We start from the raw sequence: 14,232 nt of genomic DNA on the forward strand, positions 1-14,232 counted from the left end.
TATTACGGGGACTTTTCTATTTTAACAAGGCAAAAACTAATCGTTCTTACTCTTAGATGTAACCCAACTTTCTTCAAGATCAACGGTACCACTATTTGGTCGTCTCGATTTCTCAAGAAGCTCAATATCGACTTTAACCGGTATATCCGAAGCTAATCCAGCAACAAAACAACTTCCCACAGAAAGAATTGGAATGCTTTGAAATGACAATTTATCAAGATAAGCGACAGCTTTTTCTACTGCGCTTATATCATTATCATTTATAAGTCTATGAATAAAATAGTTATGTAGCTGAGAAATTATTGTGGCTGATATATCATAAGGCCTTTGGCTTGCAATAGTTAGAAAGACACCAAATTTTCTTCCCTCCTTTATAATTTCTTCAAAAGTCTCTAGACGATAATCCTTCCATGTCTCACTTTCTCGCTGAGACATTGTGGAGAGAATATTATGAGCCTCATCTATAATTATATGTAGCGATTTTTTGTCAGACTCCTTTTTGTTTTCGTACAACTGTTTCGCAATTATTAGCGGAACAATCTTCTTCATCTCAATATTTACATCTCTTAAAGAAATGACGGATAGATTCTTTGATTCGGGGCTATCTTTAATATCAATCAGTTTCTCCAACATATCAAACTTTCTGAACATTCTGCCCACTAATGGTCCAATATGTTCTTGGTTTGAATATCCCTTTACGATTTCATGAAAATAATTAAAAACGATTTTCAATTTCAGCTTACTAAATTCGTCAGCCTTAAAGACCAGTGCATCCACAGATGTTTTAAGTCGAGTGTCGTATATAGGGTTTTTATTGTTGTAATTATTGCCATCATTTGATGCGTCCCAGTAATACTCCTTTGTAAGGGAGTGATAGTGTAGTTTATTTTCAATATCTTTTTTAAGTGCAATTACATCATCCTTCTTCTCATCTGTAACAAGATTTATCAGGTCTCTAAAAAGCTCGATGATTACCCCTTCTCTAAGGTTTCCATCCTTCTTATCAATAACACCAGTACACAGATCTTCGATACTTGTAATAGCTCGAGTATTAAAAGTCGTATTATCATCAAGATAATCATTACGTATAACTCTATCGAGAAAGGGCTTTTGTGTTTTTTCTGTTGCCTCCAGTAAAACAGACAGGATTTCTGTCTTGTGAATACTTTCTCTAGGAAGCGGGTATTTTTTCTTACTGCCTTTTTTACCAGTTGATAGCTCATAGACCACTTTGTCTTTCGTAATCATTTCATCACCAGTATATTCACCATTGAAATCAATTATCACAAAATCTGATTTGGTTTTGAAATCACCTTGATCTGAGAATGTTTTAAAAAGCTCAGTGTATATTTTCGCAAGTGTATTTGATTTACCGCTTCCGGTGTTGCCGAAAATACCAATATGGCTGGCAAACAATTTATTAACACCTAGCTTTATCTTTTGTGACGGCTCTTCTGTTAGACTGCCGACCGCAATAGTTTTGTCACCCTTTTTGTAAAACTGGTGAAGTACATTAAATTCATCTCTATTTAGCAAATAGCACTCATTATCGATCAAGGGCATTTCTTTTATACCCTGCTTTACACAATTACCTTCAAAATGACCAAAGAGAGACAATTGCAAAACCCTATTTATCCTAGTCTCTTCTTTGTTGTATTCTTTATTAAAAAACTTTTCTTCAGAGGTAAATTCGCCCTCAACTTTTCCAATAATACTCACGAAACCCTTTACTATCTTTACATAGCTACCTACAGACACATTTTTTACAGTTTTTCCTTCGAATAAAATATGCGAATGATTTTTATTTTTATTTAGTTTTACCCTAACAATTCTACCGTCAACTGAGAGAACGCGGCCAATTATAAAAATCGACTCTTGCATCAATTCTTGCTCAATTGTTTTACTCTTTGTCTCCATGATTCATGCTATTTAAGACTTCACTGAGGACCGACTGATTGATTTTTTCTAGGTTAAATCTACTTGCTGGCTCATCATCTGAGGGTTCAATGATTTCAATATTTGAATACCTCAATTTTCCAAGTTGCATTTTTGTCTTCATACTTGAATCCGTATCCTTTCCGTGGCAAAACACATAAATTTTTAGTGTAGGATTCGATTCTGCTGCTCTTATCGTTATTTCTCGAATATGTTCATCTTCCATAGAGAATCCTAGAACAAAAAGAACGGTATTTTCTTTTTCCAGTTCACCTGAATACATTCTGAGCAATTCGTAGTAAGTTACATCGATTACCGTTTCTTCAAGTTTTTTCCTTTCTGGATTTACTATTGCTAATCTTTCATAACCAGCCTCAAAAGCTCGTTGTCCCTTTTTTAACAAAGATTTATCGAAATGTTCTAGCTTTGAAAAATGAATTTTATTTTCAACCTTTTCCCATGTCAAAGATCCGTGGACTTTCATAAGATTAAACAAAGGTATTTCTGAAACATTCTCATAGTGCAAACTTCTTTTTTGTATTGATTTTTTAAAATTACTCAGGCTAAAAGTAGCATTTAATCGACCATTGAAACCATCGTTATATTCAAGACTACTATCTTCCAAAACAGTTTCCATCAGTATATCTATGTTTGTAGTAAATATGTTAACTTGCTTACTGAGAATTGTATTCTTGCGCTTCAAAAGTATACGTGCAAGCATTTCAAAAAAATCCTTATACGCCTTACATGTTGTATCAAAATCGCCTTTTTTAGCTATTGATTTACTAATAATTTCAAGATTAGGAATTATTACTCTCTCAAAATACTCCTTCTTTATCTTTACCCGCTCAGATTTCTTTTTTTCGCTAGATAAACGAGTCTCAATATCACCAAGTATTGGCAAAAACGGTGTTGAAAGACCAGCCCCAACTAGGACATTTATGTGCGAGCTCTGTATGGCCTCTTTTATTTCTTGAGGTTTCATAAATTTTCCAAAGAATAAATATCAAAGGCGACCTCATCGTATGGATGAATTTTTTTGACTGCTTTAACAAGCTCAGAAAGATTTTCACGAGCGCACACGGTCTCAATTCTTTCTTCGGCTACTTCTTCAAATTTACCAACTTCGCCGATATGCGGATCCGCTCCCGCATCGGGTCTGAACCGACCAGTTCCCTTCGAGGAGAAGGTGCAGAAACTGTAATTACCGATCTTACCAGCTCCGGCCTTACCCATAGCTTCACGAACCACATCGGTATGGGTTTCTGGTACGAAAACAACAATTTTTACATTCCTACTTGCAACTGATTTCATTATGTGGTCAACTTTAGCACTTTTTATAGAAAAAATATACTAATCTATGATGCCAAAAAGTAAACAAAAGTAAACATTTTTAATACGTTTATTTATCATCTTGCGGCCTCAAGAATCGGTAATTACCAATCGTCTTAAGAAGTCTATTAGCTTGCTGTTTTGCACTCTTGGGACTATAACCAGCAATAATTGCTGCTTGTGTAGCGTTACAAGAAGTGAGATACGCTTCCAGAAACCTTAACCTCCGCATATCCTTGGCACACAAAATTGTACCTTGATCATAAAGAGCGCCAACTAGTTCATATATTAGGCGCCTGTATGGTCTATAAAAGATGATTCTGGTGAGCAACACAGCCTCTTCTGTTGAAAATTTAGGGAATCTTCCGGTACGCCCATACTTTTGTCGAAGCAGTTTCTCGTCGAATACCATACCTGCCCAGATCATAACCATATCCCGTGTATTCATTGTTCTCTTACTTTGTATATTCTTGTCGCTCATATATTTATATGCACGCAGGCTTAGCTATACAATCCATCGTTCGAAAGTCGTAAGCCAGCGCGAGCCAATATTGACTTTTATGATATACTTTTAAACATTATGTTAGAAGGTCTAGAAGACACAATCACAGAGACCAACTTGTCAGCCGAGAGCAATGATATTTTTGAATTTAAAGATGAAGATGGTGATAAAAGTATCGGAGTTATCGTCGGAGAATATATCGTATTCGCAACAGAACAAATCGACGGAAAGTGGACTGTAAATTTTGCTTTAAAGGATGAATTAAAAGGTAGTTCATGGATGGATACTCTTACAAACAAAGGAGCGTTTTCTACGATAATTGAGCTTAAGCCAGCTTTTGAAAAAATAATTAATCAATTGGAAAAAGAGGGTAAAGATTGGTTTTGTGCTTGTGACGAAAGAAGAGCAAAGCTCTATGCCAGATACATCCCTAAAGAAAAAATTCAGATTGTCGATAAAACTTGATTTAAACAAAATAATTCCTTGTCCACTTTTTGCCAGTTAACAATTCTGAACTCGTCCAACAGTTCTATTCATACTTGACAAACTCTACGGATATGATAAGATACCATAGTCGACGATAAGTGAGCTGGTTGTCGATACGGCCGAAAGGCAATGTAAATTAGCTCTCGGGGTTTGTATCCGTCAACGGGAGATACCCCTAAACGAACAGTTGATTTGGTACATCAAAAAAGTCGGCACTTGAGCATAAGCTCAGCCCATCATCGGCGCAAGCTCGTTAGTTATCTGATCCTGCGAGTAGCACCGGCAGAGGGCACTTTGCCGACACAAAAGAAAGAGTGGCACGATGTGCATGTCTAGCTTGCACGCCACAGGTTTGGTGGTACTTAGTCTCCACCCGATGAAGTACGCGACTTCATGAGTCAATTCGCCCGGAACCACCACTTTGGTTCCGGGCTTTTTTATTTCCTCATGTCCTTCATAAACAACGACTGATTGTAAATTCCCTACATGTATTCCCTATCTGAGAATATGGTTATAATAATCTCATGTTCGGGGATGGCATACAATTATTTTTCGTTATCGTGCATTACTTTCAATAAAAAGATGGTATCAGTCTTTAACTTTGCACGAGCAGAATCCTTCTGTGAATCAGTGATCAATTCACCAAGCCCATCTAAAATATGTTTATTATCCATTGACTCCAACATGGCAATACATTTCTCTAATGCTTCCTTATATGGAACTCCCGATCTTTCTTCCACAATCTTGCGGTTAATAGGCCAGTTATTTTTAGCAAAATACTGAACATCAAAAATATCACGACTTGTCTTACCGATTCGCTCAAACATTGCCATCAACTTATGTGCAAACATGTCTTCTTGGACCATTACGAGCATTGAGATGCCGAGATATGTTTTCATTTCATACTTTGAGCCAAGTTGGCGACGATTCACCTCAACCTTAATTTTCTGAGCATTAGTATCATAAGAGATAACATTCTTTAAATTGAATCTCTGCATGTATGAATCAGTAATTTTGCCGTAATTACTTACAATCTTGTTTATTTTCTCAAAAACGTCCTTTTCTTTTGTCTCATCCAACAAATCAAGATCCAAATCTACAGAGTTTCTGGGCAAATCATAAAACATCATAGCTGCGGTACCACCTTTGAATCCCAAATAAGGTGCAATAGAGGTATCAGAATAGATATCTTTTAAGATCTGTAACAAGATATTCTTATGTTTTGAGTAATCTAATGTCATATAATTTTTTGATATTCTTTTACCTTCTTTTCTAAACGCTTGTTGTTATAAATTGGTAATATTTCCATCACCTTATTCCAATCCAATGAACGCAAATTATCAAAGTGATAATCTTTGCTTACATATACACGGTCTAAAAAGGCACGTTCACGTGATGCGGTGGCAATACCACTTGTATGTTCTATTCCCATTGAATTACTCAAAACGTAATCTTTCATCCGAACGAAAGTAATTTTTTGATCACCAATTGTAATTTCTCGATTCATGTATGATGCAACGAAAATATTTCCGTAATATTGGAAATTTACCCCTTCACGAGTCAAAATGGTTTCAAAGCTAATATATGATGGGGTGTAGATACGAGTTGCTAATTCGAAACGATTGTAATTTTTATCTTTAGCATAAAATCCTCTGTGAACTCTGATCAACTTTTCCGCTTTTACATAATAGTTCAAACGGACCCTAGCCGCTGATTCATTTTGTTCCCCCCACATCAAAACCACATCCTTTGTTGAAAAGATGGTCTGGGGTGATCTTAATAAGATCTCCAAAAATTCGCCTTTTGTGGGTTTATTATCCATATTGTTGCTGGAAGTTAGTTTTAACCTAACATCCAGTCACAATATTAGCATATTCTAAGAAAATCAACAATATGTGCACTAGATTAGTACTTCAGGCTAGAATTCAATAGATATATATTGACAGTATATCCTACATATGCTATAATCTACACGGAACAACAGAAACATTAACAAAAGGAACTTTGTGAAAACAATATTAGTCGGTATTTTCTTCATGAGCCAATTGATTTTGGCTTTGGGACAAAATGATCCCACCGTACGGTATCCGGCCATCAACAATAATGTGTTCACGAATATGATTTCGTGGAACGCTCTTATGACCGACACTTATGCGTGGCCGATCATAGCAACCGAGGTCGTCGTCGATCAGCCAATACCTTCGAAGGTGTCATTGGAAATCTTCAAGATCCAGAATGACCCGGATTACGGCAACGGCACCCTGGTAACCTCTACCAAGACGAACGAGGTGTGTCTAGTCCAGTCATCGGTTGACCTGAAAAACTGGACAATGGAGACGAATTCTCCGCTTGTCATAGCAGGCTATACCGCCTACTATTTCTATCCGGAAGATGGAGCGAAAGTAAAATTTTACCGGACACGCAATTGAGCGTAACCCGCCCGAACAGAGAAACCCTCCGTTCACGGCGGGTTTTCTTTTTATATTCTCATCACTTTCATAAACAACAACCGATTGTGCATCCCCTACATGTATTCCCTATCTGAGAATGTGGTTATGATAATCTCATGTTCAGGAAGCATAAGATTGTAATTTAATCTTTCGGTTCATCCCAAAACTTATATTTCTTATTTTGGACTTCAACTAGTTTTTCTAACTTATTCCAATTTTGCTTTTTATTGCCTTCGTCAAACATCTTATTTACTTCTTCTCCACTTATACCAGCATACATACCAGATAAAACGTATCTAACACCTTGATTATCATTTGGATTTAATTTGAGCAACAACCTATACAATTCAATAGCTTTTTCTTTTTCTCCTTCATCTCCATATATATCTGCCCTATATTGAATAGCTCTCAAATAGGCTCTATTTTCTAAAACTCCCCACTCTATCTTTTTGGGCCATTTTGGAAACTTTTTCAAGACTTTATCAAAAGCTATCTTAATATTTTCTAGCGCCTTATTTTTATCCTTCGGACGTCCGTAAACTGAAACCAACCCAACATACGTCTGTACATAATCAGAATCCATTTCTTTTGCTTTTAGTAGCATCTTTTCGGCAGAATCATAATCGTCAACATTCAGTGCGTCCATGGCATCATAGTAAAGATCATTTTTATTTTGTACTCTCATAGCCATATGTCCATTCTTAATATTCTGCTTGTCAAAAGCTTCCATGAGACCATCAAATGAATCTGCTTTCCCATTTTTCATCGCCTGACAAATAGCACAATCATCAAAACCCTTCCATTCGGCATTTTTCTTTTTTGTTTTTGGCTTTGATTTTGTCTTTTTCATACAATTATTTTTCGTTTCTATGCCTTTTAATAAAAACTTTATTAGACCTAAATATTAGTATATTTTAAGAAAAACGACAATATAAATCTTGTGTGTACAAATGTTGCAGTGGATGTATAATAGTGTTAACTTATCAATCTAATCTCATCAATGCTATGGTCGACAATCAAAACAATGAGGAACTCATAAAAAAAGCTGACATCCAAAAAATCGCTGAAAAAGGAAAGACTATATATGAGCAAATAAAAGTGATCTATGATCCGAAGGAAAAGGGTAAGTTTTTGGCTATTGATGTTGATAGCGAGAAGGTTTATCTTGGAAAGACTAGTGCTGAGGCGGTAGTACTCGCAAAACAAAATCATCCTAACAAAGTCTTCTATGTAGTAAAAATCGGTTTTGATGTCGCAGAAACGATGGCAAAGTCATTTCTGGAATACAAATAATATGATCAAAGGCGTCTTTACTGAAAACATGCCGCTTTTTCCGGTACTTGTAGCTTGGGGTCAATCCGTCCAGGCTCCTTTTGTAATTTTGGACACAGGATTTACCGGTGATTTACAAGTCACACCAGAGATAGCAAAAGAATTGGGACTGAAAGTCACAGGTGTCATAAATGTTCGTATAGCCAACGGACAAGTCGTGGAGGTCCCCACGGCTTTGGCTTTCGCCGTGATGGAAGGCATGAAAAATTACATCGATGTTTTGATATCTGACAGTATGCCGCTCGCTGGTATTAGCTTTCTTTCAAAATTTAACTATAAGGCTATAGTTGACTGTAAATACAAAACGGTCAATCTTGAAAGGGTTTAGTTGTATGGAACTTAGATAATCTATAACATACTCCAAATCAACCTAAAAATAATTGACACATGTTTCTAACTATGATTAGATAAAATCATAGTAGTTTTTTGACATACATGGATAGTGGCCTTAAAGAAGCCCTGGCAGTCCAAACAATCTGCCTAAATAAAGTAATTATGATAAACAAGAAACTGTCACGGACGAAAATGAAAACTATGAAATTCAAGAAAATACTAATATGGTCATTTATCAATGGCCAACCTCACAAACTATTAACAAAAGAGGAATCAAAAATCGCAAACACTATGGGCGTCCTTCATACACTTTTTCCTGGAATCAACTATTACTCAACCTCTGGTTTCCACACTGCTGTAAGCACATGTGTTCAACCTGTTCTGGAGAAACTTTTCCCAGAACTTATCGGCACAAGAAACGATAGTATGACTAGGGAGGATAAAGTGGAGATCAGTGTATTTCTTCCATCAAAAGGATATGAGTGGCAAGATAGCAAAGTATGGAGACGAAAGTTCGAAAAACTCTTGGCTACCAAATAAATCCCCCGCCCGAACACGAAGCCCATCGCTTCAGTTCGCGGCGGGTTTCTTTTTTCTTCTCATCGCTTTCATAAACAATAACTGATTGTACATCCTCTATATGTATTCCCTGTCTGAGAATGTGGTTATGATAATCTCAGGTTCGGAAAGTGTTGCACTTCAGAGTGGAATTTTAGGAGCCAAGTTGACAACATTGATTAAAAGATGTAATTTAAGTCTAAATTGCTCTAACAAAATTAAAACGAAGGTAAATTATGAAATCAGGAAGAAACGTCGCACTTGCGAACAATGATAGATTTTTTCTCTTCATCGTATTCAAATGATTGAAAAACTTGGTTTAACAGTGATATTTTGTAGGAACACAAAAGAAGTTCTTCAATCATTCGAAAAACCAGAAGACGAAAGACCTTTCCTTCTCATTACTGACAACCTACTTGCTCATGGTGGTGAATTTAAATCATCGGAAACAAATGGTGGAAGAGATACCGGTGTAGCTATATACAAAAAGTTACGCCTACAAGACCCACGGCTTCCAATCATCATACACACCATTGAAGATCGTACCATCCGAGAGCTTCAGGGACTTAATGACCCATTTATGGTTGCAATCTATGACCGCGCTTCTAATTCAAAAGAAAAAATGCTTGAAGCAATAAAAAAATTCAACCATTGAGACTTCTGCGCGATTGACCCTCCAGTAAAATGGAGGGTTTTTCTTTTACCCAAAACATACCTCATCCAAAAGTTCTAAAAATGTCCTACCAGACCCTGAATTGTCACTCTAATCGCAATCCTTGACAAACAACAACCAACATGCTATACTACCCTAGTCCTTCAAAGACGGACATCTAGTACAAAAACCCGCCGTGAAGATTATCATTATTGACACGGCATAACGGCAAAAGAAAGGAGAATTGCTCCTCCAAACTGGAAAATTCGAAAAGCTAAGTAGTCTTAAAGGTAACAGCGATATTCTGCCCTTATTATGCGAATTGCGCATGTGCAACTAGCATCATATTAAGGGTAAGAAATAACTGTTACTGGCGGAACAAAAAGCGAGTACGAATGGACTGGGCGATCCACTTGAGAATTTCTCTTTGGATCATAGGGGGGTTCGTCACATGACGTGAAAAAATGCGCTGACCGACAAGGTCACCTGGAGACAACCAGAGAAACCGTGTGGAAGGAAAACCACCGCAGTGTAACGCCACAAAAATTTCCATAGCTCGTCTTCAGGTGAAGACGAGTTTTTTTATACCTGAAATAGGGTTAAACTCACGATAAAAATTTCTCATTAATATGTTAAAATTATAGCAATGCAAGAATTTTATAATAAACACTCCAAAATTATTATTTTTGGCACTTTCGCCCTAGTAGCAATCATTGAACTTCTCATGGGTCGCAATTTATGGTGCCCAGCTGGCGATATTTCTATTTGGTCAATTGATATAAATTCAATACACAATTCTCAACACCTTATTGACGCTTATTCTTTGACCCACATTTCACACGGTATAATTTTCTTGATCCTACTTTCAATTATTCCCTATTTCAAAAAAAGTACTTTCTCAACTAAACTCCTAATCGCAGTATTTATAGAATCATTTTGGGAAATTATTGAAAATTCCAGCATCATCATAAACCGTTTTAGAGAATCAACAATTTCACTAGGTTACCTTGGAGATAGTATTGCCAATTCATTATCTGATATCATATTCATGATGCTTGGCCTATGGATCGCTTCAAAGATGCCAACAAAATATGCATTTACCCTTGTAATCATATTTGAAATAGTCTGCTACCTACTTATACGTGACAATCTTATTCTAGAAATTATTCAAATTATTCATCCGTTAAAATAATCATTCATGCAAAAAATTTCAACTCGCATCTTCATCTGTGCTTCAATAGCTTTCGGAATTGTCGGTCTTTGCTTGGTCTTATTTGGTGGACAAAATGATAATGCCCCAGTCAACCAATTTATTATGAGATTACTTATGACTTGTGTCTTTATCATACTTCCATCTTTCGCACTGAGTGTTGCGGGTAAATATCTCAAATAGCAGGAAATTGAATCCGCCAATACTTTTCTTGCCTCAATCGCTTTTCTGTTGTAGAGTCGTAGAGTCACAATAGTCCTTTAACAACTCAACAAAGAAAGGAGCTTATATGCCCTTACTTCCCTATATCGGTATTACCGATTTCACCAATTTCGAGCAAGTACAAAGGATGCTCGGAATAATGCACAAGCAAAAACCTAAAGATTCCAGGCGACAATTACATGTCGGTGTCATGATGAGCCGTAAAACGCTCAACAACATTGAAACAGAATGGTCAAAAGTTTTTCCACCAAAAGAGGTGATTGCTAGCATCTTTGGTTCTGGTGAAACTTACAATTGTCTCCATTATGCTGACTATAAAAACAAAGTGTGGTTCTCCGGTGACCTGTCTAGAGCAATCGGTTACGGCGGTATCGGTATCAATGCTGTACAACTGGACATGACATGGCCAGATCCAGGTCAAATCGCAGATGCTATACATACGTCACGAAAACAAATTGAAGTAATCCTTCAAATTGGCAGAGGTGCGATTGAAGGAGCTAACAACAATCCTGCAGAGATTATTCAACGACTCAAGGATTACGAAGGAGTGATCCATCGTGTCTTGCTCGACAAGAGTATGGGACGAGGTATTTGTATAGACGCCACGGGACTCATTCCATTTATATCGGCAATCAAGAGGCAGTTTCCAGACCTTGGAATTACCGTTGCTGGTGGCCTCAACCATGAGACCTTATTCATGATTGAACCACTCATCAAAATGTTTCCTGATCTAAGCATTGATGCTCAAGGGAGACTTCGACCAAGTGGTAATCCTCTCGATCCGATTGACTGGGATATAGCAGAAAAATATCTCTCTAGAGCTTTGAGGCTCTTGAAGTAAATTATTTAAACAAAAAACCTATCTCGTGGTATACACCATGAGGCGGGTTTTCTTTTTTATAAATCCCCTATTTCTTTTACGTCATTTGACAACCAAATCCGAAAGTCATACTGTAGTACCAGTAGTTATTCAATAAAAAAGAAAGATTAGATTATGAAAAAGTTTTCTCAAATCCTCGGAAAAGCTGGCATTATGTTCGTGGCGGTCGGTTTCTTGTCCATGATACTAGCGATCTTCCACGCGATAATACGCCTTGATACATATGTAATCGGACTAATACTGTTGATTGGAATAGTAATGGTAGCCGTATCACTATTCCTCGCTTCAAGGTTAAGGGGTTAATGTGGATGCTGTAGAAGTGATATCAGAGTCCCCGCCTTCATCGCGCTAAAACATACGAAACCCGCACACAGAAACCTGTTGTACGGGTTTCTCTTTTTTATAATGAAATTTTTCTCCCATTTGACAAATACCACTAACGTGCTAATATATTCCTAATTGCGTCAAAGTAACTTTGAGCAAGTGCACAAACTAAAAACAAAATAGAATACAAAGGTACGATATGAGTAAAAGCATTATAGCGTTAGCGGCCGAAGTCAATCTCTCAAAGGTAAAGCTTGAAACGGAAAAAATGGCCTCAGGCGAAGTGGCTGTCGGTGTAATGAGTAACGACCTGAAAAGATTGTTTTACCTATACAGCAAATCGGTAGACCTCCTGAACGGTATCAACCAAAAAATCAGAGAAAAAATGGCTGAACATGCCGAATCGCACAAAAAGGGTAACCCCCGCATCGAAAAATGTGCAAAACACTCGGCGGAAATGGATAAAATCGTGGCCGACAGGAACGAGATTGCCATGAGACACGGGCAGCTGCATAACATTTTCTGGGGCGCTGTACGCATTGAATTCCCAGAGCTCTTGGATAAATGTACTATCAAGATCTGTGAGAATTTCACGGTGACCTACAAGAAAGAGAGTACACCAGCAGGAGTTACTGAAGAAATGCTCGCTATTCTGAAAGAGGCAATCCAACAAGCTCAGCAAAAACACAAGTCTAAATCATTCTCTCAGTAGTATCACAAACCCGCCCGAACAGAGAAACCCTCCGTTCTGGTGGGTTTCTTTTTTTATATAATGAAATCCCCAAATCAATCACATTTGACTATATATCTATATAATATCATACTGAAACAAGTCAATTTGATATTCACAAAAAACAACAAATAACAAACGGAGGAACATTTAATGAAGACATTCTTAAATATCGGTATTCTGATTATTGCTTGCGGTGCACTTATGGCAATTAACGGCAAAATCGGTGGTATGACACTATTGAAAGATGGTCTAGGTATTGGTTTTAAATTCTTCTGGAGAATTCTCCCAATGATAATAGTGTTTACAATCCTAGCAGGACAGATTGAGGCCTTTTATTCAAAACACCCCGACGCTATCCGCTCCGCCACCACAGGTAATGCGGGCATCATCAAAGCCGCCTTGGCTGGAGCATTGATCCCAGGAGGAACTTCCGCTGGACCGATCCTCAAAAGCGAATGGAGTAATGGTGGCAACAAATTTGCAATCATCGCCTTCATCATCGCTATGAGTCTCATCAACTGGAACATGCTCCTATTCCGATTACCATTCTTCGGTGAAAAAATCACTCTGTGCATATATGGAATTGGGATAGCAATCGTCAGTGTTGTAGTTACAATTATGGTTCTAATCCACCATTTCAAAGGATAGGTACTCTTCCCCATCACTCCCCACCACGAGCCCGTGCTCATGGTGGGGTACTTTTTTATCAAAAATCATTTGCTATACTTAGACCATGAGTCAAAAACAATTGATCTGGATAGGGGTATTCGTAGGCTCAACTATCGGTGGTTTTATACCTAGCTTATGGGGTGCAGGACTTTTCTCCATGTCTTCCGTATTATTCACTACTATTGGCGGAATAGTCGGGGTATACGTAGGATTTAAGATGGGTAATTATTAATTAATTTATTTAAAAAATATGGAAAACACAACAACAGCCTTTGAGTTACCAGGAAAAAAGATTGTCAAAAATCTAGGAATAGTAAGAGGGGTTATTGTTCGTTCAAGATCTATTATTGGTACAGTCGGTGGTTCATTACAAACGATTTTTGGTGGAAACATTAGCTTATTTACAGAATTATGTGAGAAAACTCGAGAAGAAGCTTTCGGGCTCATGATGAAACATGCCCAAGAAAAAGGTACCAACGCAGTCATCGGTGTCCGCTACGACACTACCGAGCTTTTACAAGGAGTGACTGAAGTTTTGTGTTACGGAACGGCGGTTATGGTTGAATAAAAAAAATCGCGCAGTATGTCCTGCACGATTTTCATGATATTTTCCT

20 protein-coding genes are annotated in these 14,232 nt (G+C 37.4%); 13 read left to right on the forward strand and 7 right to left on the reverse strand.

The window, feature by feature from the left end; genetic code table 11:
- Positions 1 to 36 precede the first annotated feature (36 nt).
- The 4 genes from WCS89_02110 to WCS89_02125 all read right to left on the reverse strand — a co-directional run bounded on the left by WCS89_02110 (position 37) and on the right by WCS89_02125 (position 3,748).
- Positions 37 to 1,917: an ATP-binding protein gene (locus WCS89_02110; protein MFA6554279.1), complete on the reverse strand. Its 1,881-nt coding sequence runs from the start codon at positions 1,915 to 1,917 to the stop codon at positions 37 to 39.
- Positions 1,901 to 2,920 carry an SIR2 family protein gene (locus WCS89_02115; GenBank protein ID MFA6554280.1) on the reverse strand — a complete coding sequence of 340 codons (1,020 nt, stop codon included), beginning with the start codon at positions 2,918 to 2,920 and terminating at the stop codon, positions 1,901 to 1,903. Before WCS89_02115 ends, WCS89_02110 begins: the two co-directional genes overlap by 17 nt.
- Positions 2,917 to 3,249: a hypothetical protein gene (locus WCS89_02120; GenBank protein MFA6554281.1), complete on the reverse strand. Its 333-nt coding sequence runs from the start codon at positions 3,247 to 3,249 to the stop codon at positions 2,917 to 2,919. The genes WCS89_02115 and WCS89_02120 overlap by 4 nt, the downstream gene beginning before the upstream one ends.
- A gap of 88 nt (positions 3,250 to 3,337) precedes the next feature.
- Positions 3,338 to 3,748 carry a terminase small subunit gene (locus tag WCS89_02125; GenBank protein MFA6554282.1) on the reverse strand — a complete coding sequence of 137 codons (411 nt, stop codon included), beginning with the start codon at positions 3,746 to 3,748 and terminating at the stop codon, positions 3,338 to 3,340.
- A gap of 99 nt (positions 3,749 to 3,847) precedes the next feature.
- On the opposite strand from WCS89_02125, the gene WCS89_02130 reads away from it, so the two are divergent.
- Positions 3,848 to 4,234 (forward strand): hypothetical protein, encoded by a 387-nt coding sequence (locus WCS89_02130; GenBank protein MFA6554283.1) that lies wholly within the window; start codon positions 3,848 to 3,850, stop codon positions 4,232 to 4,234.
- A 566-nt stretch (positions 4,235 to 4,800) separates the two neighbouring features.
- Here WCS89_02130 and WCS89_02135 read toward each other — a convergent pair.
- Positions 4,801 to 5,496: a nucleotidyl transferase AbiEii/AbiGii toxin family protein gene (locus tag WCS89_02135; protein ID MFA6554284.1), complete on the reverse strand. Its 696-nt coding sequence runs from the start codon at positions 5,494 to 5,496 to the stop codon at positions 4,801 to 4,803.
- Positions 5,493 to 6,077, reverse strand: a complete 585-nt coding sequence (locus tag WCS89_02140; protein MFA6554285.1) for a type IV toxin-antitoxin system AbiEi family antitoxin domain-containing protein — start codon at positions 6,075 to 6,077, stop codon at positions 5,493 to 5,495. The genes WCS89_02135 and WCS89_02140 overlap by 4 nt, the downstream gene beginning before the upstream one ends.
- A gap of 184 nt (positions 6,078 to 6,261) precedes the next feature.
- On the opposite strand from WCS89_02140, the gene WCS89_02145 reads away from it, so the two are divergent.
- Positions 6,262 to 6,684, forward strand: a complete 423-nt coding sequence (locus WCS89_02145; protein ID MFA6554286.1) for a hypothetical protein — start codon at positions 6,262 to 6,264, stop codon at positions 6,682 to 6,684.
- Positions 6,685 to 6,847: 163 nt separating this feature from the next.
- Here WCS89_02145 and WCS89_02150 read toward each other — a convergent pair whose 3' ends face one another.
- Positions 6,848 to 7,555 (reverse strand): hypothetical protein, encoded by a 708-nt coding sequence (locus WCS89_02150; protein ID MFA6554287.1) that lies wholly within the window; start codon positions 7,553 to 7,555, stop codon positions 6,848 to 6,850.
- A 155-nt stretch (positions 7,556 to 7,710) separates the two neighbouring features.
- Between WCS89_02150 and WCS89_02155 the strand changes: the two genes are divergently transcribed.
- From WCS89_02155 to WCS89_02205, 11 genes are all read left to right on the forward strand, one after another.
- A complete protein-coding gene (locus WCS89_02155) occupies positions 7,711 to 7,998 on the forward strand; it encodes a hypothetical protein (protein MFA6554288.1) in 288 nt (95 codons plus the stop codon).
- Between the two features lies 1 nt (position 7,999).
- Complete coding sequence (locus WCS89_02160; GenBank protein MFA6554289.1) at positions 8,000 to 8,365, forward strand: hypothetical protein; 366 nt, start codon at positions 8,000 to 8,002, stop codon at positions 8,363 to 8,365.
- 167 nt (positions 8,366 to 8,532) lie between these two features.
- Complete coding sequence (locus tag WCS89_02165; protein MFA6554290.1) at positions 8,533 to 8,910, forward strand: hypothetical protein; 378 nt, start codon at positions 8,533 to 8,535, stop codon at positions 8,908 to 8,910.
- 319 nt (positions 8,911 to 9,229) lie between these two features.
- Positions 9,230 to 9,583 (forward strand): hypothetical protein, encoded by a 354-nt coding sequence (locus WCS89_02170; GenBank protein MFA6554291.1) that lies wholly within the window; start codon positions 9,230 to 9,232, stop codon positions 9,581 to 9,583.
- 643 nt (positions 9,584 to 10,226) lie between these two features.
- Entirely contained in the window at positions 10,227 to 10,772 is a 546-nt protein-coding gene (locus WCS89_02175) for a DUF2585 family protein (GenBank protein ID MFA6554292.1), read from the forward strand.
- Between the two features lie 6 nt (positions 10,773 to 10,778).
- A complete protein-coding gene (locus WCS89_02180) occupies positions 10,779 to 10,973 on the forward strand; it encodes a hypothetical protein (protein MFA6554293.1) in 195 nt (64 codons plus the stop codon).
- 106 nt (positions 10,974 to 11,079) lie between these two features.
- Positions 11,080 to 11,853, forward strand: coding sequence for a hypothetical protein (locus WCS89_02185; protein MFA6554294.1), 774 nt, complete (start codon positions 11,080 to 11,082; stop codon positions 11,851 to 11,853).
- A 562-nt stretch (positions 11,854 to 12,415) separates the two neighbouring features.
- A complete protein-coding gene (locus tag WCS89_02190) occupies positions 12,416 to 12,928 on the forward strand; it encodes a hypothetical protein (protein ID MFA6554295.1) in 513 nt (170 codons plus the stop codon).
- Between the two features lie 171 nt (positions 12,929 to 13,099).
- A complete protein-coding gene (locus WCS89_02195; GenBank protein ID MFA6554296.1) occupies positions 13,100 to 13,597 on the forward strand; it encodes a hypothetical protein in 498 nt (165 codons plus the stop codon).
- Positions 13,598 to 13,682: 85 nt separating this feature from the next.
- Positions 13,683 to 13,850 carry a hypothetical protein gene (locus WCS89_02200; protein MFA6554297.1) on the forward strand — a complete coding sequence of 56 codons (168 nt, stop codon included), beginning with the start codon at positions 13,683 to 13,685 and terminating at the stop codon, positions 13,848 to 13,850.
- A gap of 18 nt (positions 13,851 to 13,868) precedes the next feature.
- Positions 13,869 to 14,186, forward strand: coding sequence for a YbjQ family protein (locus tag WCS89_02205; protein ID MFA6554298.1), 318 nt, complete (start codon positions 13,869 to 13,871; stop codon positions 14,184 to 14,186).
- Positions 14,187 to 14,232: the final 46 nt, after the last annotated feature.

The organism is Candidatus Paceibacterota bacterium (assembly GCA_041666915.1).
Classification (GTDB): domain Bacteria; phylum Patescibacteriota; class Minisyncoccia; order Phycocordibacterales; family PALSA-1337; genus C7867-002.

Coding starts and splice junctions, on each gene's coding strand:
- WCS89_02110 (MFA6554279.1), bottom strand. CDS start 1,917: ATGGAGACAAAGAGTAAAACAATTGAGCAAGAATTGATGCAAGAGTCG.
- WCS89_02115 (MFA6554280.1), bottom strand. CDS start 2,920: ATGAAACCTCAAGAAATAAAAGAGGCCATACAGAGCTCGCACATAAAT.
- WCS89_02120 (MFA6554281.1), bottom strand. CDS start 3,249: ATGAAATCAGTTGCAAGTAGGAATGTAAAAATTGTTGTTTTCGTACCA.
- WCS89_02125 (MFA6554282.1), bottom strand. CDS start 3,748: ATGAGCGACAAGAATATACAAAGTAAGAGAACAATGAATACACGGGAT.
- WCS89_02130 (MFA6554283.1), top strand. CDS start 3,848: ATGTTAGAAGGTCTAGAAGACACAATCACAGAGACCAACTTGTCAGCC.
- WCS89_02135 (MFA6554284.1), bottom strand. CDS start 5,496: ATGACATTAGATTACTCAAAACATAAGAATATCTTGTTACAGATCTTA.
- WCS89_02140 (MFA6554285.1), bottom strand. CDS start 6,077: ATGGATAATAAACCCACAAAAGGCGAATTTTTGGAGATCTTATTAAGA.
- WCS89_02150 (MFA6554287.1), bottom strand. CDS start 7,555: ATGAAAAAGACAAAATCAAAGCCAAAAACAAAAAAGAAAAATGCCGAA.
- WCS89_02155 (MFA6554288.1), top strand. CDS start 7,711: ATGGTCGACAATCAAAACAATGAGGAACTCATAAAAAAAGCTGACATC.
- WCS89_02160 (MFA6554289.1), top strand. CDS start 8,000: ATGATCAAAGGCGTCTTTACTGAAAACATGCCGCTTTTTCCGGTACTT.
- WCS89_02165 (MFA6554290.1), top strand. CDS start 8,533: ATGATAAACAAGAAACTGTCACGGACGAAAATGAAAACTATGAAATTC.
- WCS89_02170 (MFA6554291.1), top strand. CDS start 9,230: ATGATTGAAAAACTTGGTTTAACAGTGATATTTTGTAGGAACACAAAA.
- WCS89_02175 (MFA6554292.1), top strand. CDS start 10,227: ATGCAAGAATTTTATAATAAACACTCCAAAATTATTATTTTTGGCACT.
- WCS89_02180 (MFA6554293.1), top strand. CDS start 10,779: ATGCAAAAAATTTCAACTCGCATCTTCATCTGTGCTTCAATAGCTTTC.
- WCS89_02185 (MFA6554294.1), top strand. CDS start 11,080: ATGCCCTTACTTCCCTATATCGGTATTACCGATTTCACCAATTTCGAG.
- WCS89_02190 (MFA6554295.1), top strand. CDS start 12,416: ATGAGTAAAAGCATTATAGCGTTAGCGGCCGAAGTCAATCTCTCAAAG.
- WCS89_02195 (MFA6554296.1), top strand. CDS start 13,100: ATGAAGACATTCTTAAATATCGGTATTCTGATTATTGCTTGCGGTGCA.
- WCS89_02200 (MFA6554297.1), top strand. CDS start 13,683: ATGAGTCAAAAACAATTGATCTGGATAGGGGTATTCGTAGGCTCAACT.
- WCS89_02205 (MFA6554298.1), top strand. CDS start 13,869: ATGGAAAACACAACAACAGCCTTTGAGTTACCAGGAAAAAAGATTGTC.